General features: G+C 72.5%; 20 protein-coding genes. 8 read left to right on the top strand and 12 right to left on the bottom strand.

Features of this window, described 5'->3' with window-relative positions; genetic code table 11:
• Positions 1–197: 197 nt before the first annotated feature.
• The 3 genes from B0I31_RS34450 to B0I31_RS34440 form a co-directional block, all read right to left on the bottom strand.
• On the bottom strand, positions 198–1,046 hold the full coding sequence (locus B0I31_RS34450) for a maleylpyruvate isomerase N-terminal domain-containing protein (protein WP_106619588.1): 849 nt from the start codon (positions 1,044–1,046) through the stop codon (positions 198–200).
• Between the two features lie 89 nt (positions 1,047–1,135).
• Positions 1,136–2,008, bottom strand: a complete 873-nt coding sequence (locus tag B0I31_RS34445; protein ID WP_106619587.1) for an AAA family ATPase — start codon at positions 2,006–2,008, stop codon at positions 1,136–1,138.
• 185 nt (positions 2,009–2,193) lie between these two features.
• Positions 2,194–2,892 carry a GAF and ANTAR domain-containing protein gene (locus B0I31_RS34440; protein ID WP_106619586.1) on the bottom strand — a complete coding sequence of 233 codons (699 nt, stop codon included), beginning with the start codon at positions 2,890–2,892 and terminating at the stop codon, positions 2,194–2,196.
• A 257-nt stretch (positions 2,893–3,149) separates the two neighbouring features.
• On the opposite strand from B0I31_RS34440, the gene B0I31_RS34435 reads away from it, so the two are divergent.
• Positions 3,150–4,154, top strand: a complete 1,005-nt coding sequence (locus B0I31_RS34435; RefSeq protein ID WP_245950642.1) for a sigma-70 family RNA polymerase sigma factor — start codon at positions 3,150–3,152, stop codon at positions 4,152–4,154.
• Positions 4,155–4,343: 189 nt separating this feature from the next.
• The gene (locus B0I31_RS34430; protein ID WP_106619585.1) at positions 4,344–4,709 is read left to right on the top strand and encodes an STAS domain-containing protein; all 366 of its coding nucleotides are present in this window, start codon (positions 4,344–4,346) and stop codon (positions 4,707–4,709) included.
• Here the strand turns inward: B0I31_RS34430 and B0I31_RS34425 are convergent.
• The 4 genes from B0I31_RS34425 to B0I31_RS34410 all read right to left on the bottom strand — a co-directional run bounded on the left by B0I31_RS34425 (position 4,630) and on the right by B0I31_RS34410 (position 8,287).
• A complete protein-coding gene (locus B0I31_RS34425) occupies positions 4,630–6,000 on the bottom strand; it encodes a DJ-1/PfpI family protein (protein WP_106619677.1) in 1,371 nt (456 codons plus the stop codon). The genes B0I31_RS34430 and B0I31_RS34425 overlap by 80 nt on opposite strands.
• Positions 6,001–6,002: 2 nt before the next feature.
• Entirely contained in the window at positions 6,003–6,404 is a 402-nt protein-coding gene (locus tag B0I31_RS34420) for a hypothetical protein (protein ID WP_106619584.1), read from the bottom strand.
• Positions 6,405–6,503: 99 nt separating this feature from the next.
• On the bottom strand, positions 6,504–7,163 hold the full coding sequence (locus tag B0I31_RS34415) for a response regulator (RefSeq protein WP_106619583.1): 660 nt from the start codon (positions 7,161–7,163) through the stop codon (positions 6,504–6,506).
• Positions 7,160–8,287: a sensor histidine kinase gene (locus B0I31_RS34410; RefSeq protein WP_106619582.1), complete on the bottom strand. Its 1,128-nt coding sequence runs from the start codon at positions 8,285–8,287 to the stop codon at positions 7,160–7,162. The genes B0I31_RS34415 and B0I31_RS34410 overlap by 4 nt, the downstream gene beginning before the upstream one ends.
• Before the next feature lie 118 nt (positions 8,288–8,405).
• Here B0I31_RS34410 and B0I31_RS34405 point away from each other — a divergent pair, with 118 nt between their 5' ends.
• From B0I31_RS34405 to B0I31_RS34385, 5 genes are all read left to right on the top strand, one after another.
• Positions 8,406–8,831 carry a DUF6292 family protein gene (locus B0I31_RS34405; RefSeq protein ID WP_106619581.1) on the top strand — a complete coding sequence of 142 codons (426 nt, stop codon included), beginning with the start codon at positions 8,406–8,408 and terminating at the stop codon, positions 8,829–8,831.
• Positions 8,832–8,879: 48 nt separating this feature from the next.
• On the top strand, positions 8,880–9,173 hold the full coding sequence (locus B0I31_RS34400; RefSeq protein WP_106619580.1) for a hypothetical protein: 294 nt from the start codon (positions 8,880–8,882) through the stop codon (positions 9,171–9,173).
• 94 nt (positions 9,174–9,267) lie between these two features.
• A complete protein-coding gene (locus tag B0I31_RS34395) occupies positions 9,268–10,872 on the top strand; it encodes an SLC13 family permease (RefSeq protein ID WP_106619676.1) in 1,605 nt (534 codons plus the stop codon).
• Positions 10,865–11,428 (top strand): GNAT family N-acetyltransferase, encoded by a 564-nt coding sequence (locus B0I31_RS34390; RefSeq protein ID WP_245950641.1) that lies wholly within the window; start codon positions 10,865–10,867, stop codon positions 11,426–11,428. Before B0I31_RS34395 ends, B0I31_RS34390 begins: the two co-directional genes overlap by 8 nt.
• A 118-nt stretch (positions 11,429–11,546) precedes the next feature.
• Complete coding sequence (locus B0I31_RS34385; RefSeq protein WP_106619674.1) at positions 11,547–13,868, top strand: Orn/Lys/Arg family decarboxylase; 2,322 nt, start codon at positions 11,547–11,549, stop codon at positions 13,866–13,868.
• Between the two features lie 59 nt (positions 13,869–13,927).
• On the opposite strand, the gene B0I31_RS34380 is transcribed toward B0I31_RS34385, so the two are convergent.
• The 5 genes from B0I31_RS34380 to B0I31_RS34360 all read right to left on the bottom strand — a co-directional run bounded on the left by B0I31_RS34380 (position 13,928) and on the right by B0I31_RS34360 (position 20,019).
• Positions 13,928–14,890 carry a methanogen output domain 1-containing protein gene (locus tag B0I31_RS34380; protein ID WP_106619579.1) on the bottom strand — a complete coding sequence of 321 codons (963 nt, stop codon included), beginning with the start codon at positions 14,888–14,890 and terminating at the stop codon, positions 13,928–13,930.
• A 33-nt stretch (positions 14,891–14,923) separates the two neighbouring features.
• Entirely contained in the window at positions 14,924–15,901 is a 978-nt protein-coding gene (locus B0I31_RS34375) for a sensor histidine kinase (protein WP_106619578.1), read from the bottom strand.
• A complete protein-coding gene (locus tag B0I31_RS34370; protein ID WP_106619577.1) occupies positions 15,898–16,746 on the bottom strand; it encodes an MEDS domain-containing protein in 849 nt (282 codons plus the stop codon). The genes B0I31_RS34375 and B0I31_RS34370 overlap by 4 nt, the downstream gene beginning before the upstream one ends.
• A 371-nt stretch (positions 16,747–17,117) precedes the next feature.
• Positions 17,118–18,377, bottom strand: a complete 1,260-nt coding sequence (locus B0I31_RS34365) for an NAD(P)/FAD-dependent oxidoreductase (protein ID WP_106619673.1) — start codon at positions 18,375–18,377, stop codon at positions 17,118–17,120.
• A 115-nt stretch (positions 18,378–18,492) separates the two neighbouring features.
• Positions 18,493–20,019 carry a PucR family transcriptional regulator gene (locus B0I31_RS34360; RefSeq protein ID WP_106619672.1) on the bottom strand — a complete coding sequence of 509 codons (1,527 nt, stop codon included), beginning with the start codon at positions 20,017–20,019 and terminating at the stop codon, positions 18,493–18,495.
• Between the two features lie 672 nt (positions 20,020–20,691).
• Here B0I31_RS34360 and B0I31_RS34355 point away from each other — a divergent pair.
• On the top strand, positions 20,692–21,397 hold a 706-nt coding region (locus tag B0I31_RS34355; RefSeq protein WP_146174057.1), incomplete at its 3' end, for an RICIN domain-containing protein.

Raw genomic sequence — 21,397 nt, 5'->3', positions numbered from 1 at the left:
TGCTGCCCGGCCGTGCGCCCGTCGCCGCCGAGCACGCCGACGTGGACGCCGTCGTGGCCGCGCAGGGCGCCAGCCCGGCCGTGCGCGCCCGGCTCGAAGCGCTCGCCGCCGCGTCGCACAGCCTCGTGCTGTTCTTCGAGCACCTCCCGTGGAGGGCTGGCTGGGCGAGGACCCGGGGGAGCGGTGAACCGAGGTGGTTACGGGGAACGCATACCCCGCAGGTAGGAGACGGCCGCCCAGGGACGGCGGCCGAAGGCGAAGACCGTCCCGGTCGCCACGGCGCGGGCGAGGCGGGTGCGGCGGAAGATCGTGAGCATCATCGTGGCCGGGTCGAACCTGACCCGCGCGTCGGTCTTCCGGCCGTCCGCCGGTGCGACGTGCAGTCGGCCGTTGTCACTGGTCAGGACGACCGGCGTGGTGTGCTTGGAGCGGAACTCGAGGGTCAGGCGGCCCGGGTTGCCGCCGCCCGCCAGCAGCCGGCCGGACCGCCCGCCGAGCATGGGCATGAGGAACAGGTCGAACGTCAGGGCGGCCTCGTGCGCGGAGATGTCCCACGGCACGTCCAGCGCCCGCGCGATGTCCAGGCCGTGGATCAGGGTCTCGTTGAGCTGGTGGGCCACGTGCGAGGCCGCGGGCAGCTGCGCGCCGCCGAGCCACGGCCGGAGCTCGCGCGGGTCGACGTCCTTCGCCCTGGTCAGCAACAGGTCGACCTCGTCGAGCAGGGTGTTCGACACGACGTCCAGCGCGCGTTCGGGGAAGTGCTCCAGGGTCAGCGCGTTGAGCCGCGCGAACCCGCCCAGGCTCGCCTCCTGCCAGCCGCGGTCCAGCTCCGGCGCGTCGAGCGGGGCCGGGTCACCGTCGATGAGCCCGGCGTCGAGCCGGGCGACGATCGCGACGTGCGCGGCGGTGTCGGCCACCGACCACTCACCGATCGTGCGGCGGTCCGGTGTCCGGCAGTCCAGGAGCATCCGGGTGAACCGCTCGGTGGCGGCGGTGAGGGCGTCACGCGCGTCCTGCCACCGCTGGTCGGTGATGTCCAGCTCCACGGGTCGCCTCCGGTGCGTCGCCTTCTCCTCACCGTAGGTAGTGGCCGCGTCGACGGCGACTTGTGGCGCGTGCGCACGCCCTTCTGTGACTACTGGCAGTGATCGAGCACGCGCCGCAACACCGCCTCGGGTGGTTCGGTCGCGGAGTCGACCACCAGGTGCGGCTCGTCCCAGCTCTCCCACTTCCGCTTCATCCGCAGCACGTGGTCCCACGACACGGTCGGTGGCCAACCCGGGATGCCGCGCGCCCGCCCTTCGACCCGCCGGCGTTGCACCTCCTCGTCCGAGCACACGCACTCCACGCCCACGAACACGCCGCCCAAGCGCTCGGTGACCGACCGCCACCGCCGCCGTGCCTCGCGGCGGTGCCCGGTCGCGTCGATGATCACGTCGAGGCCCAGGTGCAGCTGCCGCGCCACCGACGCGGTCAGGTTCAGCTCCCCCAGGTGCGTCGCGTTGTCCGATCGCAGCGCGCTGAACGGCAGCAGGGCGCCGAGCTGCCAGTCCATCGAGAACACCGGTGCGGTCAGCCGCCAGGCCAAGGCTTCGGCCAGCGTGCTCTTGCCCGTGCCCGGCACGCCCGCCAGCAGCACGGTCCGCGGTCGTCGCACCGCGTCGGGGCGCGGGATCGGCCGCACCGCTTCGTACTCGGCGTGCGCCCGGTCGGCCATCAACTCCTGCAGTTGCTCGCGTGCGACGTCCAGCGCACCACCACGTCCCCGGACCGCCCGCACCCAGCCCAGCACCACGTGCTCCGGTCGCACCACCACGTCACCGAGCCGTTCGGCCTCCGCGGAGGCGGCGGTGACGAGGACCGCCCGTTGCGCGGTGAGGCCCGTGAGGTCCGTGAGACCGGCGCGGGCCGCCAGTTCCGCCGCGATGCCGTGCTCCGGCCGTGCCGGCGCGGCGAGACCGGAGGCCAGCAACTCCTCGGCTGACGGGTGCAGTGGCAGGTCGTCCACGGGACTCCGATCGGTAGCGGGACCACCATGATCGGTCACAGCCTGCCGCGCCCGGCCGCCGGCCGACCTGCCCGGAACCGGCTGCGCGCCCTGAGCCTGCCCATCACACCCGCCACCACCCGCCGGGCACTTCCGCGAGACGGGTGAGCGCCCGGTGGCCTGAGGTCGTCGCCGGGGCCGGGGTCTCAGCCGCGCGGAAGTTCGCCCGTTCGGGTGAGCTTTTCGGCGAGGTCGCGCAACTTCAGGTTGGCCTGCTGGCTGGCCCGCACGAGCACGGCGAACGCCTGGTCGGCGGTGAGCTTGTGGCGTTCCATCAGGATGCCCTTGGCCTGCCCGATCAGGTCCCGCGTCCGCACGGCCTCGGTCAGGTGCTCGCGTTCCTGGGCGGTGGACAGGGCCACGGCGGCGTGCCCGGCGAACAGCAGGCCCACGTGCTCGGACTCCTCGTCGAACGCCCTGACGTCCGGCGAGTACAGGTTGAGCGCCCCGAGGTCGTCGCCGTGCACGTACAGCCGGAACGACAACATGCTGGACACGTCCAGCGCCAGCGCCCGCTGGGCGAACACCGGCCACCGGGCCTCCTCGGCGAGGTCCGGCGCCCGGACGATCGTCTGCTGGTAGAGCGCGGTCAGGCAGGGGCCCTGGCCGGTGTCGTACTGGACCTGGTCCACGTCGCGCGGCACGTCGCCGGTGCTCGCCACGGTCCGGACGTCGCGCTTGCCCACGATCGTCATGATCCCGGCGTGCCACGTGCCGGGGATGGTGTCCACCGCCGCGCGCACGATCTCGTCCAGCGTGTCCTGGGAGCCGTTCCGCCCGTGCAGCGCGCGGGCGACCTCGTTCAGCTGCGCGGCGAGGTCGTCGCCCATCGTGTCCTCGGCCACTCCGGCCACCTCCGCCTGACATCATCGGGCACCGCGTCCACCGCACGCTCCCCGTGTGCCCCGTCACGTCCAGGCGCACACCACCAACCCGGGTGGAATACGAGCCGAAAGCGTTCCGTTGGACTCGGTGTCGGCCCTGCCCGAGGTGTGCGGGGCGCAAGTCGTCCGAAGCCGTTGCCACCGGCGGGCGACTCCCGAAATCCCAGGTAGTCCCGCACGTTACCCGTGTGTGGCTGCCGTTCGGCAAGGAGACGCCCATGACGTTGACGTTCGAGATGCCCCGCCAGACCCGCCCCGATCGAGCGACCCGTCCTGCCACGTCCGTGCGTGAAGGTGCCCGCGAGGCCGACCTGGTCGGCCGGTACCTGCGCGAGCTGACGTCGACGCCCCTGCTCACCGCCGACGAGGAAGTCGTGCTGGCCAAGCGCATCGAGACGGGTGTCTACGCGGCGGAGCTGCTGCGGAGGGCGGACGAGGGCGAAGGTCCGTCGTTGGACGCGGAGCGTTACCGCGCGCTGCGGATCGTGGCCGCCGAGGGCGTGCGTGCGAAGGACCACATGATCCGGGCGAACCTGCGCCTGGTGGTGTCGGTGGCCAAGAAGCACTCGTTCCGCGGCCTGCCCCTGCTGGACGTCGTGCAGGAGGGCAACCTGGGCCTGATCCGCGCGGTGGAGAAGTGGGACTACGCCAAGGGCTTCAAGTTCTCCACCTACGCGATCTGGTGGATCCGCCAGGCCATCGAACGGGGCCTCGCCGAGCAGACCCGGACCATCCGGCTGCCGATGCACGTCCACGAGGAGGTCGGCAAGCTGCGCAAGGTCGAGCAGCGGCTGCGTCTGGAGACCGACCGCGAGCCGACCCCCGAGGAGATCGCGGCGGCGGCGACGATGCCGGTGGCCAGGGTCGTCCAGCTGCTGGCCGCGAGCCGCACCGCGCTCAGCCTGGAGACGCCGATCGGTGACGACGGCGGTGCCTCGGTGGCCGACCTGATCGAGGACGCCGAAGCCGTGGACGCCCACGAGGTGGTCGAGCAGCAGGAGCTCGCCGCGCAGCTGCGCGCCCTGGTGGGCACGCTGCCGGAGCGGCAGGCGCGGATCCTCACCGAGCGTTACGGCCTGTCTGACGGGCGGGCCCGCAGCCTGCAGGAACTGTCGGAGGAACTGGGCCTGACCCGGGAGCGGATCCGGCAGCTGGAGAAGGAGTCCATCCGCATGTTGCGGGACCCCGAGCGCAACCGGGCCGTGCTCGCCCTGGCCGGCTGAGCACGCCCCACCGGTGGTCGCTGGACTCCGCCACTGACTGGGCGCGCTCCCAGACTCCCCTGACCGCGTCCCCCGCGGGCTCGTGGCCGGCTGAACCCCCCCCGACGGGTTCAGCCGGCCACGCCTTGTTTTGCGGGTCGCGGCCAGGGGTAGGAGTCTCGTGGTCTCCGACCGCTAGGAGCGCCCGCCATGACCGAGTCCGCCCACCGCCTCACCACCACCGAACTGGACCGCGGCATCCTGCTGGTGGGCGTGTCCGGCGCCCTCGACGCGGCCACGCACCGGCCGGTCGTGAACGAACTCGACGCCGTGTTCGAGGCACGCCCGCCCGGCGTCGTGCTCGATCTGAGCGAGGTCGAGTTCATGGGCTCGGTCGGCATCGCCATGCTGGTCAACTGCCACCACCGGGCCGACCGGCTGCGCATCCCGCTCGCCGTCGTCGCGAACAGCCGGGCGGTGCTGCGGCCGTTGCAGATCAGCCAGGTGGATGCGGCCCTGCCGCTGCACCCGTCCGTGGACGAGGCGGTGGCGGCGGTGCGGCTGGTGTCGACCTGACCGCACGCCGGGACCGCGCCAACCGGATCAGCCCGAGCGCCACGAGCACGCCCAGGAAGGCCAGCCCGAACGGCCGCAGCGTGCGGGTCCACGGCCAAGCCTGCCCGCTGAGCGCGAGGTGGTCGGTCGGGTACTCCAGCACCCGAGCCGTCCACGTCGCGGTGGCCACGTCGGTGGTGCGCGCCAGGTCGCGCAGCACGCCGTCGAACGGGAACCCGCCGTCCCCGTGCGGGTAGACCGCGGCCGAGCCCGCCCGCCGTTGTTGCGCGGCCTGCGCACCCGGAACCACCAAGCGGTCCACGTCACCGCCCGGCTCCGCCCTCGGCACGAACGCCAACCCGTGCCGCGACCGGACCTGCCCGGCACCCACGGCCACCGTGCGCACGGCCAACGACTGGCCGTAGGTGTCGAACACCGACGCCAGCTCGATCTCACCGACGCCATCGGTGAGCAGGACCCCGGTCGTGTCGCGGTCCCAGCCGAACGCGGTGTTGAACGCCACCACGGCGTCGGCCGGCCGCACCCGCGCCTGCGCCATCGACGCCGCGGTGCCCGGGTGGTAGTGCCGCCAGCCGGTCGCCTGCGCCGCACGGGCCGCGGCGTCCGGGCCGACCAGCCGCTCGACCACGCGCAGCGTGCCGTCGACCCCCGACAGGATCCCGGCCGTGGTGATCACGTCACCGTCGTCCACGTACCGCGTGCCGCGAGCCCAGGCGACGTCCGGGTAGTCGTCCTCGAACGCGTCGAGGCGCAACCAGTGCGCGGTGGCGTCACGGCCGTCGAGCAGCCCGGCCGAGGCGAGCACCCCGGAGCCGTTGCACACGCCGAGCAGGAGCGCCCCACCGGCCGCCTGCCGCGCCAGCCAGTCCGTGACCGGCTTCGACGTGGGTTCACCGAGATCGGGCATGGCGGGCACGACCACCACGTCGGCGGCCTCGCCGAGCAGGTCGTCCAGCCCGGCGAAGGTCAGGTCCGGCACCAGGTCGAGGCCGCCGGTCAGCGGCGCCGGGCGGGCGGACGGCGCGACCGCGTAGACGTTGAGCGCGCCGGTCGTGGCCAGGATCTCGTAGGGGGCGAGGGTGTCGGACACGACGGCGCCGCGCTCACCCACCACGACCACCGCGGTCGGCTTGGCGGGGTCGTGCGCGACCCGTGCGAGCGGGGGAGCGGCACCGTCCGCCCGTGCCGCGTTCAGGTGGTCGAACGCGGCACGGACGGTCGGCGCGCCGAGAGCGGTGGGCAGGGCGAGTGCGGCGAGCAGGAAGACGGCGATCCGCGCGACGGTGCGCATGGTCAGCACCCGTACTCGTGGCGGCGGCGCCACATGGCGACCAGCATCGCCGGGACCATCAGCACGTGCCCGGCGGTCATCAGCGCCATCCCGGACAGCGCGCCGGCCCAGTGGAACGGCAGCAGCACGACGAACGGCGCGTACATCGCGACGGACATCTCCGCGATACCCGCCCAGCCGTGCCGCCGGATCCTCATCCACAGCCCCATGCCCAGCGACATGTTCGTCGCCATCACCAGCACGTGCGCGGTCGCGTTGTCGGCCAGGCCCGGCCAGGCGAACGACCAGACCGGCTCCAGCGCCACCATGCCCACCACCATGGACACGGCCATCTCCACCGCGTGCCGGGCGAAGCGCAGCCACCGCTTCCGGTCCGTCCCGGTGATCGTCTGCTCCGGACTCATGACAGCTCCTCCGTTGCGATCCGTTGTGTGCAAGGGAGATCCTGGGCTGCTGGAGCGGCGAGGTCAGGTGCCGAAGGTCATGCGTGAGGTCACATGACCTCAGCAGAGCCCGAGCTCACGGGCGCGCAGCGCGGCCTGCGTGCGGTCGCGCACCTGGAGCTTGGCCAGCACGCTGGTGACGAGGTTCTTCACGGTGCCCTCGGCCAGGTACAGGCTGCCGGCGATCTCGCGGTTGCTGCGACCCCCGGCGAGCAGCCGCACGACCTCCAGTTCCCGTTCCGACAGCGGCACGGGCAGCTGCCGAGGCCGCGGGGCGCCTTCCTGCGGCAACTGCGCGACGCGCGCCACGAGCTTCGCCGCCACGGACGGCTGCAGCACCGACTCGCCGCGCCGTGCCGCGACCAGCGCCTCGACCAGCCGGGCCGACGAGACGTCCTTGAGCAGGTAGCCCAACGCACCGGCGCGCACCGCCGCGAACACGTCCGCGTCGTCGTCGAACGTGGTCAGCGCCAGCACCCGCACCCCGGGCTGCTCGACCCGCAGCCGGTCGGTGGCCGCGATGCCGTCCAGCACGGGCATCCGCAGGTCCATCAGCACGACGTCCGGCCGCAGCTCGGCGCACAGCCGCACGGCCTGCTCGCCGTCACCGGCCTCGCCGACCACCTCGATCTCGGGCTGGACCTCCAGCAGTGTCGCCAGCGCCTCCCGGAACAGGGCCTGGTCGTCCACGATCAGCACGCGCACGGGGGAGTCGGTCATGCCGGCACCTCCACGGTCAGCGTCACGCCGCGCCCCGCGGCCGAGTCGACCGACACCCGGCCGCCCAGCCCGGTGACGCGTTCCTCGAGCCCGACCAGGCCGAACCCGCCACCGGGGTCGTCGCCCAGCCCGCGGCCGTCGTCGCGCACCTCCAACCGGACCAGGTCGACGCGCCCGTAGTCGAGCACGACGGTCGCGGCGGTCGCGTCGGCGTGCTTGCGCACGTTGGTCAGTCCCTCCTGGGCGGCCCGGAACAACGACTCCTCGACCTCGGCGCGGGTGGCGCGGGCCGAGCCGCGCACCTCGACGTCGGTCGGCACACCGGCCTCGCTGACCTCGGACGCCAACGCGCGCAACGCGTCCACCAGCGGCTCGGGCCGGGGTTCGCGCAGCGCGGCGACCGACCGGCGCACTTCGGCCAACGCCTGCTTCGACTGGTCCTGCGCCTTGGCCAGCATCGCGTCGAGCCGGTCGGGCTCGGCGGTGCCGATCACCGCGCGTGCGGCCTGCAGGAGCATCTGGACGACGGTCAGGTGGTGGCCCAGCCCGTCGTGGATGTCGCGGGCGACCCGGTTGCGCTCCTGCGTGATCGCGAGCTGCTCGGCCTGCGCGGCGTACCCGCGCAGCCGCTCGTTGGCCACCGCGAGTTCGGCGCGGGCTCGTTGCTCCCGCACCAGCAGCTCCGTGATGACGACCGTGAACGCGGTGACGGCCAACGTGCCCAGCCCTTCGCGCAGCCCGTCGGGCCACTCCATCTCCACGTGGATCAAGGGGATCACCGCGGCCACCGCGGCGGCGGCCGGCAGCGGCAGCAGCAGCACGGCCTGCGCGACCAGCACCACCAGCAGCAGCACCGCGCCCACCGCCGCGCCGGACAGCGCGAACAGCACGAACCCCAACGGCAGCTGGACGAGGACGTACGCCGCGGCGAACGCCCTGCCCCGCCGTTGCGCGAACGGGAAGCCGAAGACGGCGAGCGCGCCGTAGGCCAGCCCGACGAGCAGGGTCGGCACGAGCAGCTGCTCGAAGCTCTCCGACCCGAGCGGCAGCGTCACGTACGCCACCACCGTCAGGATGCTCAACGCCCGCTGCACGCCACCACTGTGCTTGAGCGCGAACACCATGGTCAAACCCGGCTGGATCGAAACAGTGGTTTCCCGTCTCACCCGGTCGGGGTATTCGGCCAAAGCGTCAAACAGCCGGCGCATCGACGTCCCGGAGGACCGGGGAAGGTGGCGGTGCGTGGTGGAGCTGGATTTCGACGACGCGTTGATGTGGGGCCTGCGCGGCTACGTGCGCCGGGTCACCGAAGAACTGGGGCTCAGCGGGGAGTGCTCGTACGTGCAGGCCGAACGGCCCGCCACGGCGTACCTGGCGCTGGAGGGCAGGCTGCCGGGGTTCCCCGACCGGGACGTGGCGCTGCTGTGGGACGAGGAGCGCGGCTGGTCGGCCGCGGTGGAGACGCACAGCGGCGAGGACGTGCTCGTCCAGGCGCACTTCGGCCCGGACGTCGTGCCGCCGCCGGGTGCCGTCGCCCGCTGGGTGCGCGGCTTGTTCCGCGGTGAGCACGTGCCCGGCCCGCGGTCGGGAGCACCGCGCGGCGAGGTGACGCACCTCTTGGCGCCGTACGCGGCCGCCGCGCTCGTGCCGGCGCAGCGCGGCGCGTGATCCACAAAGGACGGTGTCGGGCGCGCCGCGGGCGGGTACACCGCCGGCATGGGTGCCCCGCCGTGCGTCGCCGCGTCGAGCCAGTGGGTGGACGAGGACGGCGTGCGGCAGCCGTCCGGCGACGTGCACGCGTGGACGCCCGGCACCAACCAGACGCTGTGCGGCCAAGCCCTCAGCCGCAGCCGCCTCGGCCGGTTCCGGCACGTGCCGTGGCCGGACGCGCGGTGGCTCTCGGAGACCTCCGGGCAGAACTTGTGGCTGTGCCCGCGCTGCGTCGCCGCCACCACCCCGCGAGCCGAGCGCGGTGGGCGCAAGTGGACCCGTCACCGCCCGCGCCCGTGACCGATCGCCCGAGCCCGCGAGGACAACGCGGCCGGCGGATAGCCGATCCGGGCCGTGCGGTGCCAGGGTGGAGGTGGACGACGGGAGGCTGATCATGGCTGACGGGAAGCCCACGAACCGGACCGACGTCGACCAAGCCCTGCTCGGCCACTCGACCTACCGGGGCTTGGGCGAGCAGCGGCTGTCCCCGGCCGAGGAGAAGTTCGAGCGCGGACGCCGGACGGTCGGGTTGTGGCTCGCGCCGCTCGTCGCGATCGTGTTCCTGGCCCTGCCTCTGGACATCCCGGGCCACCAGCAGACGCTGGGCGGGATCCTGCTCGGCGTGATCGTGCTGTGGATCACCGAGGCGGTGCCGATCCCGATCGGCGGCCTGATCGGCGTGGCGTTCATCGTCATCCTGAACGTCGTGCCGCCCGACGCGGCGCTGCGCCCGTTCGGCTCGTCGACCATCTTCACGTTCATCGGCGCGTTCATCCTGGCCCAGGCGATGCTCAAGCACGGCCTGGCCCGGCGGTTCGCGTTCCGGATCCTCGCCCTGCCCCGGGTCGGCTCCTCGACCACCGGCGTGATCGTCGCGTTCGGCGGCATCACCTGCGTGCTGTCCGCGTTCGTGTCCAACACGGCCACGGTGGCGATGCTGTTGCCGACCGCGCTGGGCATCCTCGGCGTCATCGCGAAGCTGTTGCAGGACCGGGGCCTGGTGGCGGCCGACTTCGACCCGCTGCGGCTGCGGGTCGGCGCGGCGATCATGCTGATGCTGGCCTACGGCGCGAGCGTGGGCGGCCTGCTGACCCCGGTCGGCACGCCGCCGAACCTGATCGGGCGCGGACTGATCGAGGAGGCCACCGGCGAGCGGATCTCGTTCGCCCAGTGGACGGCCACCGCGCTGCCGATCTGCGCGCTCATGTTCGTGGCACTGGCGGTCGTCCTGCTGCTGCTCAACCGGCCGGAGATCCGGCGCATCGAGGGCGTGGCCGACTACGTCGCGGGTGAGCGGGCGGCCATGGGACCGCTGTCCCGCGCGGAGAAGAACACCCTGATCGCGTTCGGCGTCACGGTGACGCTGTGGATCGTGCCCGGCATCGTCGCACTGGTGGCGGGCAACGACTCGGACGTCTACGCGGTGATCAGCGACCGGCTGGACGAGGGCATCGTCGCCGTGCTCGGCGCGTCCCTGCTGTACCTGCTGCCGACGGACTGGCGCCGGCGCGAGTTCACGCTGCGATGGCGGGACGCGGCGGAGATCGACTGGGGCACCATCCTGCTGTTCGGCACCGGCATCATCTTCGGCTCGCTGCTGGCGAGCACCGGCCTGGCCAAGACCCTGGGTGAGACCGCGTCCGACGCGCTCGGGCTGAGCAGCGTCGTGCCGATCACGATCTTCGCCGTCGTGCTGGCGATCGTGGTGTCGGAGACGACCAGCAACACCGCGTCGGCGGCCGTGGTGGTGCCGATCGTCATCCCGATCGCGGTCGCCGCAGGCGTCGACCCGTTCGTCCCCGCGCTGGCCGCGACGTTCGCCGCGTCGTTCGGGTTCATGCTGCCGGTGTCGACGCCGCAGAACGCCGTCGTCTACGGGTCGGGCGTGGTGCCGATCACCAAGATGATCAGGTCCGGCATCTCGTTCGACGTGCTCGGCGCGGTGCTGATCCTGCTCGGCCTGCCGGTGATGGTGGCATTGGTCGGCATCGGTGGCTGACGGTGGGTCCGGCGTGGACCCGGTGCCCGTGCACCGCGAAGCGGTCCGGTCGGACGTGCCGCGGATCGCCGCGCTCATGCGCCGGTCGGTGCTGGAGCTGTTCCCGCGCTTCCACGACGAGCGCGAGACAGCGAGCGCGGCGCGCTACCTCACCGAGCCGGACGTGGTGCTGATCGACGACGGCACCTACTTCGTCCACGAGGTGGGCGGGGACGTCGTGGCGTGCGGCGGGTGGAGCAAGCGCGACAAGCTCTACACCGGATCGGGTGACCGGCCCACTGACGGCCGCCTGCTCGACCCGGCCGCGGAGCCCGCGAGGGTGCGGGCGATGTTCGTCCGCGGTGACTGGACGCGCCGAGGGCTGGGCCGCGCCACCCTGGACGCGTGCGCCCGGGACGCCAAGGCGGCCGGCTTCCGGTCCCTGGTGCTGATGGCCACGCTGCCCGGCGTGCCGCTGTACCGGTCGTTCGGATTCCGCGAGGTGAACCGGACTCGGGTTCAGCTCCCCGATGGGGTGACGTTGGCCGGGGTGGAGATGGCCTACTCGCTCGACTGAGCGAAGCGCTTCCACCACGGCCGGGTGAGCCTGTACACGTTGTGGTGACGTGGCCGGCGTTCGTCCACACCGCTTCTACGCTCGGTGGGTACCCCGGCGTAGGAAGCAGATGATCCTGATGACCCGGTCCACCATCCTGATCGCCACCGAGAAGCCGGCCGAGGACAACACCGTGCCGGCGGCCAAGGTCCAGCAGGTCTGCGCGCACCTGGGCGAGTGCGGGCACGAGGTGATGATCGTCCACTCGGCCACCGACGCCGCCTCGGCGATCACCGCGCAGCCCGACCTCGCCGCCGCCGTCGTGAGCTGGGAACTGGCCGGCGGCGCCGTCCGGCCCGCCGACACCGGCCCGGCCGTGGAGGGCGGGGTGCTGCGGATGCTGCTGGACCGGTTCTCCTCGCGGCTGCCGGTGTTCCTGCTGACCACCGGCGACTACAGCGACGAGACGCCGCTGTGGGTCTCCGAGGTGATCAACGGCTGGATCTGGCTGCTGGAGGACACCCCGGACTTCATCGCGGGCCGGATCGACTTCGCCGCGCGCCACTACCTCGACCACATCCTGCCGCCGTTCTTCCGCGAGCTGCGCCGGTTCGACGACACGCACCCGTACTCGTGGCACACCCCGGCGCACGCCGGCGGCATCGCGTTCCTCAAGTCGCCGGTCGGGCGCGCGTTCTTCGACTACTTCGGCGAGCGGCTGTTCCGCACCGACATCTCGGTGTCGGTCGGCGAACTCGGCTCGCTGTTCGAGCACACCGGTCCGGTCGGCGAGGCCGAGCGCAACGCCGCCCGCATCTTCGGCGCCGACGAGACCTACTTCGTGCTGCACGGCACGTCGACGTCCAACCGGATGATCATCCACAGCGCGGTGGCCAACGACGAGATCACGCTGCTGGACCGCAACTGCCACAAGGCGATCAACCACGGTGTCACGCTCGCCGGCGCGCGCCCCGTCTACCTGGTGCCCACCCGCAACGGCTACGGGATCACCGGGCCCATCCCGCCGGAACGGCTGACCGCGGCGGCGGTGCGCGCGCAGGTCGAACGCACACCGATCGCGGCGGGCGCGGTGAGCCAGGAAGCGGCGTACGCGGTCGTCACGAACTCCACCTACGACGGGCTCTGCTACGACACCGTCCGGGTGACCGAACTGCTCGGCGCGTCGACCAGGGCGCTGCACTTCGACGAGGCGTGGTTCGCCTACGGCCGGTTCAACCCGCTCTACGCGCGCCGGTACGGGATGGCGGCCGACGTCGAGGCGCTGCCGGCGGACCAGCGGCCCACGGTGTTCGCGACGCACAGCTCGCACAAGCTGCTGGCCGCGCTGTCCCAGTCCGCGATGGTGCACGTGAAGTCCGGTGGCAAGGCGCCGTTCGACCGGTCCCGGTTCAACGAGACGTACATGATGCACGGCACCACGTCGCCGCTGTACCCGATGATCGCCTCGTGCGACGTCGCGGCGGGCATGATGGACGGCCCGGCCGGGAAGTGGCTGACCACCGAGGCGATCACCGAGGCGGTCCGGTTCCGGCAGGCGATGATCCGGCTCGGCAGGCGGCTGGCCGACGCGGGCGACCGGCCGCCGTGGTTCTTCGGCGTCTGGCAGCCGACCGAGGTCACCGACCCGGCCACCGGTGAGCGGGTGCCGTTCCACCAGGCACCGCTGGACCTGCTGCGCACCGAACCGGGCTGCTGGACGTTGGAGCCCGACGCCGAGTGGCACGGCTTCCCCGACCTGGAGCCGGGTTTCTGCCTGCTCGACCCGGTGAAGGTGACGATCACCTGCCCCGGCGTGGACGCGCTGGGCGACGTGTCGGCGTTCGGCATACCGGCCCGGGTGGTCACCGCGTACCTGGAGACCCGCCGGATCGTGGTGGAGAAGACCGACGTCTACACGTTCCTGGTGCTGTTCTCCATGGGCATCACGAAGGGCAAGTGGGGCACGCTGCTCGACGCGCTCACCGACTTCAAGCAGCTCCACGACCAGGACGCGCCGCTGGGCGAGGTGCTGCCCGACCTGGTGAAGGCGCATCCCGAGCGGTACGGGCGGCTCACGTTGCCGCAGCTGTGCGACGAGATGCACCACAGCCTCGCCGACAGCAAGGTGGTGCAGCTGCTCAACGAGGCGTTCACCAGCCCGACGCCGCCCACTGCCGTGATGACGCCTGCTGAGGCCTACCAGCGGTTCATCCGCGGCCGGACCGAGCTGGTCGGGCTGGACGACCTGGCCGACCGCGTGGTGGCCACTCAGGTCACCACCACGCCGCCCGGCATCCCGGTGCTGGTGCCCGGCGAGCGCGTCGGGTCGCCCGACAGCCCGCTGCTGCGTTACCTGCGCGTGCTGGAGGCGTTCGACCAGCGGTTCCCCGGGTTCGCCGCGGAGACGCACGGCGTGCACCACGAGGGCGGCAAGTACTGGATCTCGTGCGTGGTCGAGTGACGGAGTGACGTGGTCGGGTCGTGCGGTGCGTGGTCGGCTGATCGGTCTGGTCGTGCTGCTCAACGCCCGGCGGTGGACGGAGGCGCGGCCGTGTAGTGGTGGGCGCGGGTCGCCTCGGCCGCCGAGTCGCCGAGGTGGATCACGACCCGGCAGCCGGGGTCGCCGATCGCGATGCGCTCCTCGAGCGTGACGGCGGCACGGCCGGTGTTGCGCGCGGCGATCCCGCCGAACACGGCGGTGGTCATCCGGCACAGCGACGGCGACTGCCGCACCTCCAGGCCGAACGGGCACTGGCTGTTGACCAGCACGATCCGCTCGTCGGCCACCTCGACCACGCGGAAGCCACCGCCGATCGCGGCCTTGAGCCGGATCGCGCAGTCGGCGATCTGCTGGGGCGTCAGCGCGGTGCCGGTGATGCCGGTGGCCTGCCGGAACTCCAGTTCCGCCTGACCGCCGACGTCGACGGCGACCTGCGCGATGGCGCGTTGCGCGGCGTCGGGCCCTTGCTGCGCTTCGACGGCGTTGGCGAGTTGCACGACCAGCGCGCGCAGGAAGCTCTCCCGGCCGAAACCGCCGCGCGGAGCGGCCTCGGACAGGTGCGGCAGCGGGTTGACGGTGTGCCGGGGCGGGTCGAGTGGCTCGACCGGGCGGGTGAGGGGCAGCACCGATTCGACGGCCTTGCCGACCCGGCGGGCGGCGACCGTGAACTCCGGGGCGAGCTGCGAGATCAGCCAGAGCCCGCGACCGCGCGGCTGGGCGGTGTCCGGCACGTGCTCGGGGAGGGTGAACGTGGCGCCCATGTCCCGGACGGTGAGCACCGGGTTGGCCTCCGACCACTCCAGCGACACCCAGATCGGGCCGTCGCTGTGGTCGATGGCGTTGGCCAGCATCTCCTGGGCGATCAGCTCGGCGTCGGCCAGGTGCTCGGGGTCGATGTCGGAGTGACGGGCGAGGTAGTCCCTGATGTCACGGCGCAGCGCGGTCGGGACTCGCCGGTCGTTTCTGTCCAGGAACCAATCCACAACGGCACGTCTTCCGGATCGTCGGCTGGGGCACTAGCGGAGGCGGAGCAGCGCGCGGACGGTGGTGCCGTCCGCGCCGGTGTGGACGCGCACCAGGTCGGCGAGGTCGTTGACGAGCAGCAGGCCGAGCCCGGACGTCCCGCCGGGCTCCGGTGGCCGACGCCCGGCCAGCGGGTCGGTCAGCGTGCCGCCGTCGCGGACCTCGCACACCAGGTGGCCGTCCTCGGCCCACACGCCGAGCCGGCACGGGCCGGAGGTGTGCCGGAGGCTGTTGGTGACCAGTTCGCCCGCGATGAGCTCGAGGTCGGCCAGACGTGGTTCGGCCAGGCCGAACCGGCTGGCGCGGTCCGCGGCGAACCGGCGTGCCGGGGAGACGTCGGCGGGTCGGTTGACGGGGAACGAGTGGTCGGTGGTGTCGGTCTCGGCGGAGTCGGGCAGCGGCGCGTTGTAGCGGGCCACGACGCGGTCCGGGGCGTACTGGTCGCTGGTGTACCGGCGGTCGGCCTCCCAGACCACCGGGTGGGTCTGCCTGGCGTCGGCGATCGCCGTGTCGTCGAGCGCGGAGGTGTCGTAGGGGCACAGGATCGTGACGTCACGGCCGGTGAACGCGGCGTTGATCAGCGCTTCGTGCTGCGCGCACGCGGGGTACTCGACGCCGGAGCGGCTCGCCCAGATCGGCTCGCCGATGATGCGCACGTGGGTCCCGGTGCGGGCGTCGGCGAACCGGCGCAGCACCCGGGCGATGATCCGACCCGGGTTGCGGCCCTCCTCGGCCATGTCGAGCATCGTCACGTGCCGTGCGGCGTCACCCATGACGTCGTCCAGGGCGTCGCGCAGCAGGGTGAGCCGCTCGCCCGGGACGGCCACCGCGACCGGTTGACCGAGGTCTACGCCATCGGTGACGAACGGGACGAGGGCCGCCAGGTACTCCGCGTCGGAGCGGTAGAACAGGGCCGGGTGGATGAACAGGGGGTCCGGTTCGGTGCTGGTGGTGTCGTTGAGGGAGTTCACGCGACCGGCTCCACGCGGACACCGGGCAGGTCGAGCAGGCTCGCGATCCGGGCCGCGCCCGGGAAAGCGGTGCGCAGGACCAGCGTGGTGGCTCGACTCCGGGCGTACTCGTCCAGGCTCATCAGGCCGCGGTGGTCGATGAACGTCAGACCGGCGCCGTCGAGCACGACCCGGCCGCCGTGCGAGCGCGGCCGGACCCGGTCGAGGACCTGCACGAGCACGTCCCGGTTGAACATGTCGATCTCCCCGCTGAGTTCGGCGCTGTGGCCGGGTCTGGCCGAGGCGTGCAGCCGGAAACCGACACCCGGCAGGTTGGTGCTCGGGTGCACGCTGGCCAGCTGCTCCAGCGCCTGCTCGCTGAGCCGGGTCCGGTCGTAGGCGCACAGCGCGGAGAACGGGTGGTCGGCCATGAACCGGTCGACCAGGTGCTCGTAGTGCAGGAACGCTGTCAGCTGCGCGGGGCTGCGCACCAGGGGCGTGGCCTCGGCGGCGACCCGCAGCCCGCGGTACCCGGCCGCTACCGCCTGCTCGGTGGCTTCCGCGTAGGCCTCGACCTGGCGTTCCGGGTCGATGACGGCGCCGTTGGCGTACTGCGGCTCCAGTGGGGCGACCTGCGCCGCGCCGCTGGCCAACGCCGCCTCGAACCCGTCGAGACCGCGGACCGCCTCGACCAGTGCCGATGCGTCCCCGGAACCCACGTAGAGGACGCGTTGGCCCCGGGAGAGGCCGTCGAGGAGGAACTCGGCGACGCGCAGGCCGACGTCCGCCCGGTCGTCGTACGACCAGCACACGTGGTCGTGACGACCCAGGTCCCGAGTGTGCAGCACGATTCCCGACCTGCGCATACGGGATAACTTAGCGGGGTGGTTGGAGTGCGGCACCTGCCGGTGCGGGAGAGGTGGAGGTGGGTGCGGCTCTGTGGTTGAGTCCGGCTCTGGTGGGGTCGGGCCCTTGGTTGGGTCAGGCTCGGTGGTTGGGTCAGGCTCGATTTGACATGGGGCCTTTTGCGGTCGGGTGGCGGGTCCGATGTGGCGGGTGGAGGCGGGGTCGGAGCCTCGGAGGGTGGGGGTGGCTTTTCGGGTCGTGAGGTGCCGTCAGGGCGGCCGGCGGGAGGAGGGGCCGCCCTGACGGCCGGGTGTCCGTGGTGCCGGGTGGTGCAGCGGCGCCGGCTCCTCGGACGGGGTGGTTGGCTTGGGGTCGGTCAGGTCGTCCGTGGTCAGCGCAGTGGGTCGAACGCGCGCAACGCGTCGGGTTGCTTGCCGGTGGTGATCTGCTCGGCCAGCAGCCTGCCGGTGATCGGGCCGTGGGCCAGACCCCACATGCCGTGTCCGCCCGCGACGTACACGCCTCGGGCGCGGACCTCGCCGATCAGCGGACGCCCGTCTGGTGTCACCGGGCGGGGGCCGACCCACACGTCGCGGCGTTCCTCCCACCGCACGCCGTCGAGCAGCGGGCGGGCCGAGGTGATGATCGCGTCCAGCCTGGCCATCACGGCGGGTGCGTCGGGATCGCGGAACTCCATCGTGCCCGCGACGCGGAGCGCGCCCTGGTACGGGGTGCACGCCACCCGTGCGGCGGGCAGGTAGACCGGGCCGGTCACCGGGCGGTCGACGGGGACGGTGAACGAGTAGCCGCGGCCCGCGCGGACCGGGACGCGGACGCCCCACTTGGTCGCCAGGCGGGACAGCCACGCGCCGGTGGCCACGACCGCCACGTCGGCGGGCACGGTCTCGCCTTGACGCGTGTGCACGGTGACGCCCTGGTGGTGCGTGTGGATGTCGACCGTCTCCAGCACGCGGATCGTCGCGCCGCGGGCCTCGACGGAACGGGCCAGCGCCCGTACGAAACCGCCGGGGTCGAGGTGCCGCTGGCCGTCGATCCGCACGCCTGCGGTCAGGGCCGGTGACGCGAAGGGCACGAGTCTGAGCAACTCGTCGCGGTCGAGCGCGGTGTGCTCGACCGGCTGACCGGCGTCGGCCATGCGGTGCAGCTCGTGCAGCAGACCTCGGGCTTGCTCGGCGTTCTCGAACCCGGCGGTGACCGGCGCGTCGACCGTGGGCGCCTCGACGCCGTTGGCGGTCAGCACGTCGAACGCCTCGACGCACTCGGCGTTGAGCGACCGGTTGGCGCGCACGGCCCGCGTCCAGGACGACCACCGGCAGTTCGCCGTGAACCGGGCCAGGAACGACCACAGCCCCGGGTCCACCGACAGCGGGATGTGCAGCGGCGCGGTCGGGTTCAGCAGTGAACGCAGGCCGTAGCGCAGCACGGACGGCTCGTTGAGCGGGATCGTCAAGCCCGGCGCGATCCACCCGGCGTTGCCCCACGACGCGCCGGCGGCCACGCCCGTGCGGTCGAGCACGGTCACCTCGACGCCTCGTTCCTGCAGGAACCACGCGGTCGACAGGCCCACGATGCCCGCGCCGACCACGACCGCCGACCGCGGCCCGCCGTCGCTGCGCCCGACGTCGACCATGACCACCTCCACACCTGGACCGAACTGCTGTCGAAGCCAGCATCGCCCGGGTACCCCACCAGGCTGTTGTCCGTCGCCGACAATCCCGGTGGGAGGTCTTGTCGGGAACCGACAATCAGTCGTCGGTGGCGGCCAGGTCGATGATCATGGCGAGCCGCTTGTGCGGGTCGTCCAGGTCGAGCGTGGTCACCTCGGCCATCTTGCGCAGCCGGTAGCGGATCGTGTTGGGGTGCACGCCGAGCCGTTCGCCCGCTCGGGCGAGGTCGCCCTGGGCCTCCAGCCAGGCGCGCAGGGTCGGCACGTAGTGGGTGGCGTGGTCGCCGTCGTACCGCCGCAGCTCGGCGACCGGGCCACGGGCCGGTGTGCGGCCCGCCCGCGCGGCGGCACGCAGGCGTTGCAGCAGGATGTCGTCCCACGACTCGTCGTAGGCGGGTGGTACCGCGCCCGGTGTGCGCGCCTCGTGCAACGCCAGGCACTCGTCGGCCTCCTGCCGGCTCGCGGGCAGGTCGGCCGCCGCGGCGGTGCCGCCGATCCCGGCGGTCACGGTGACCTGCGTCGGCAGCGCGGCCCGCAGCAGGGCCACCCACTCGCGGGCGGCGGTGACCTGCTCACCCGGCAGCACGGTGTAGAGCGTGTTGCCGGACAGGGTGCTGCGACCAGGCCGTGACCAGCCGAAACCGGTGGTGGCGCGGTCGAACGCCAGCAGCAGCGCGGCGTGCCGTTCGGCGGCGATGTGCGCCCGGACCGCGATCACCCGCGACGGCCCCTGCGGCAACCCGAGCCTGCTGACCACCGTCGCGGCGTCCGCGGTGCCCTCCAGGAGCCGGATCACCAGGTCGGACTCCACCTGCCGCTCCAGGTCGGCGCTGGCCCGCGAGCGCAGCAGGTGCAGCGCCACGGTGCGGGCGCCGTCCGCCAACGCCGTGCACCTGGCGCCGGTCAGCGGCACGCCGCACGTCACCCACACCGAGCCCAGCAGCTCCCGGCCCGCGCGCACGGCGACGACCATGCGCCCGGTCAGCCCGTGCTCCGGGTCCTCCTCCACGAACAGCGGCTCGTCGCAGGACGCCAGGTAGGCGAACACACCGCGTTCCTCGAACAGCTCCAGCAGCCGCCGCGGCGCCTGGCGGCCGAGGATCGTCTCCAGCCGGGCCGGGTCGGCGCCCTGCTGCGAGCTGGAGTAGGCCAGCACGCGCGACAGCCGGTCCTCGATGGTCACCGAACCGCCGACCGCACCCGCGAGGCTGTCGGCCAACGCGAACAGGTCCGTTGGACCGCGGCCCGACTCGGTCTCCCGGCCCTCCAGCACCAGCCCGTAGACCACGCCGGCGAGCTGGCTCCACGACACGGCCGGGTCGACCAGCATCACCGCGACGCCTTCGGCCTCACCGATCGTCGCGGTCTCCCGATCGGGTTCGCCGTGCAGCAGGACCACGGCCGCCTTCGCCGCCACCGCCCACCCCACGGCCTGGACCACCGACTCGGCGCAGACGGCGAGGAACACGTCACCGCCGACCGCCCGCGCGTCGTCGGCCTCGCGCATCACCACGCTGCGCAACTCCGTCGACCGCGGCACGGGACAGCACGCCAACCGCACGCCGTAGCCACCCAGCACGTTCACCAGGCGGTCCAACCTGATCATGGGCAGACCTCTGTTCGGAGCCGACAGCACACGGTAACCGCCGGCCCGTCTGCGCTCCTCGACCTGCTCCCGCCGCCGGGCGGTGCCCAGTCCGCTCGGGTCCTCGCGGCGCAGGCGGCTGATGGTCGGCAAAGCGGTATTCTCGAATCCGGTTCAGGGTCGGTGCCGGACTGGGGGCGACGATGGGATCGGACGGGGACGGCAGCCCGGTCTCGGCCGGAGACCCGGTGTGCTGGTTGTCGCGCGTGTGCCCGGAGTGCGGATCGCTGGCCGAAGGGCCGCCGCGAGCGGTGTGCTCCCGCTGCGGCGCGGAGATGCCGGAATCCGAAGACCCGCCGGCGAGTCGGTAAAAGTTCATTGCCTGACCGTTTGTTCACGAGTGTGATCCGGATCGGGCTTCGCGGTTCACGAATATGACCGGACGTATTTGCCGGACACTGGTCGATGATCACTTCGAACGCCGATCACCTCGACATTCGACGGTATTCGACACCTGGTCGGCCGAAGCGGTCGAAAACCGTCGTTGACCTGTTGCTTCCACAGCCTCTAACATCCCGCTGGAAAGCGGTTTCCGGGCATTTTCACACTGGTGAATACGGCGTCCGGAAACGCGCTGCCGGAATCGGTGAACGCCGACCTCGGCGTCCCGGGAAGTGAGAAGTGGAGTTGTTGATGAGCACAGCGGATCACCGTCGATCCACGCGGCACGCGCGTGGCACCCGATGGCGGTTGAGCCTGGTCGCGGCGGCGGGTGCCACCGCGCTGGCCGCCGGACTCCTCGCCTGGCCGGGCGCGACACCGGCGGGCGCGGCGGTCGGCGCCGGGACGTACACGATCAAGAACGCGGGCAGCGGACTGTGCCTCGACGTCCCCGGCGCGAGCGCGGCGAGCGGCGTCCAGCTCCAGCAGGCGTCGTGCGGCACCTCCGGCAGCCAGGTCTGGGCGGTGAGCGCGGTCAGCGGCGGTTTCACGATCAAGTCGGCGGCCGGCCTGTGCCTCGGCGTCCGGGACGCCTCCACCTCCGCCGGCAAGGCGATCGAGCAGCAGTCGTGCAGCGGCGCCGCCACCCAGACCTGGTCGTTCACCGCGAGCGGCAGCAACTACCGCGTGGTCAACACCAACGGCGGCAAGTGCATGAACACCCAGGACAACTCCACCTCCGCCGGCGCGCTGGTGCAGCAGAACTCCTGCGACAGCGCGGCCACCAAGCAGTGGACGTTCACGCCGGGCAACGGCGGCCCGACGTCGACTTCCACGTCGACGTCCACCTCGACCACGACCAGGACGACGACGACCACTACGACGTCGTCGAACCCTGGTGGTGGCGGTGATGGCAGTGGTCCGTGGCCGACTGACGCGGGCAGTGTGCACCAGACGA

Origin of the sequence: Saccharothrix carnea (assembly GCF_003014735.1) — a bacterium.
Taxonomy (GTDB): Bacteria; Actinomycetota; Actinomycetes; order Mycobacteriales; family Pseudonocardiaceae; genus Actinosynnema; species Actinosynnema carneum.
Note: the sequence above shows the minus strand (reverse complement) of the source record. Positions and strands in the feature narration are given on the sequence as shown.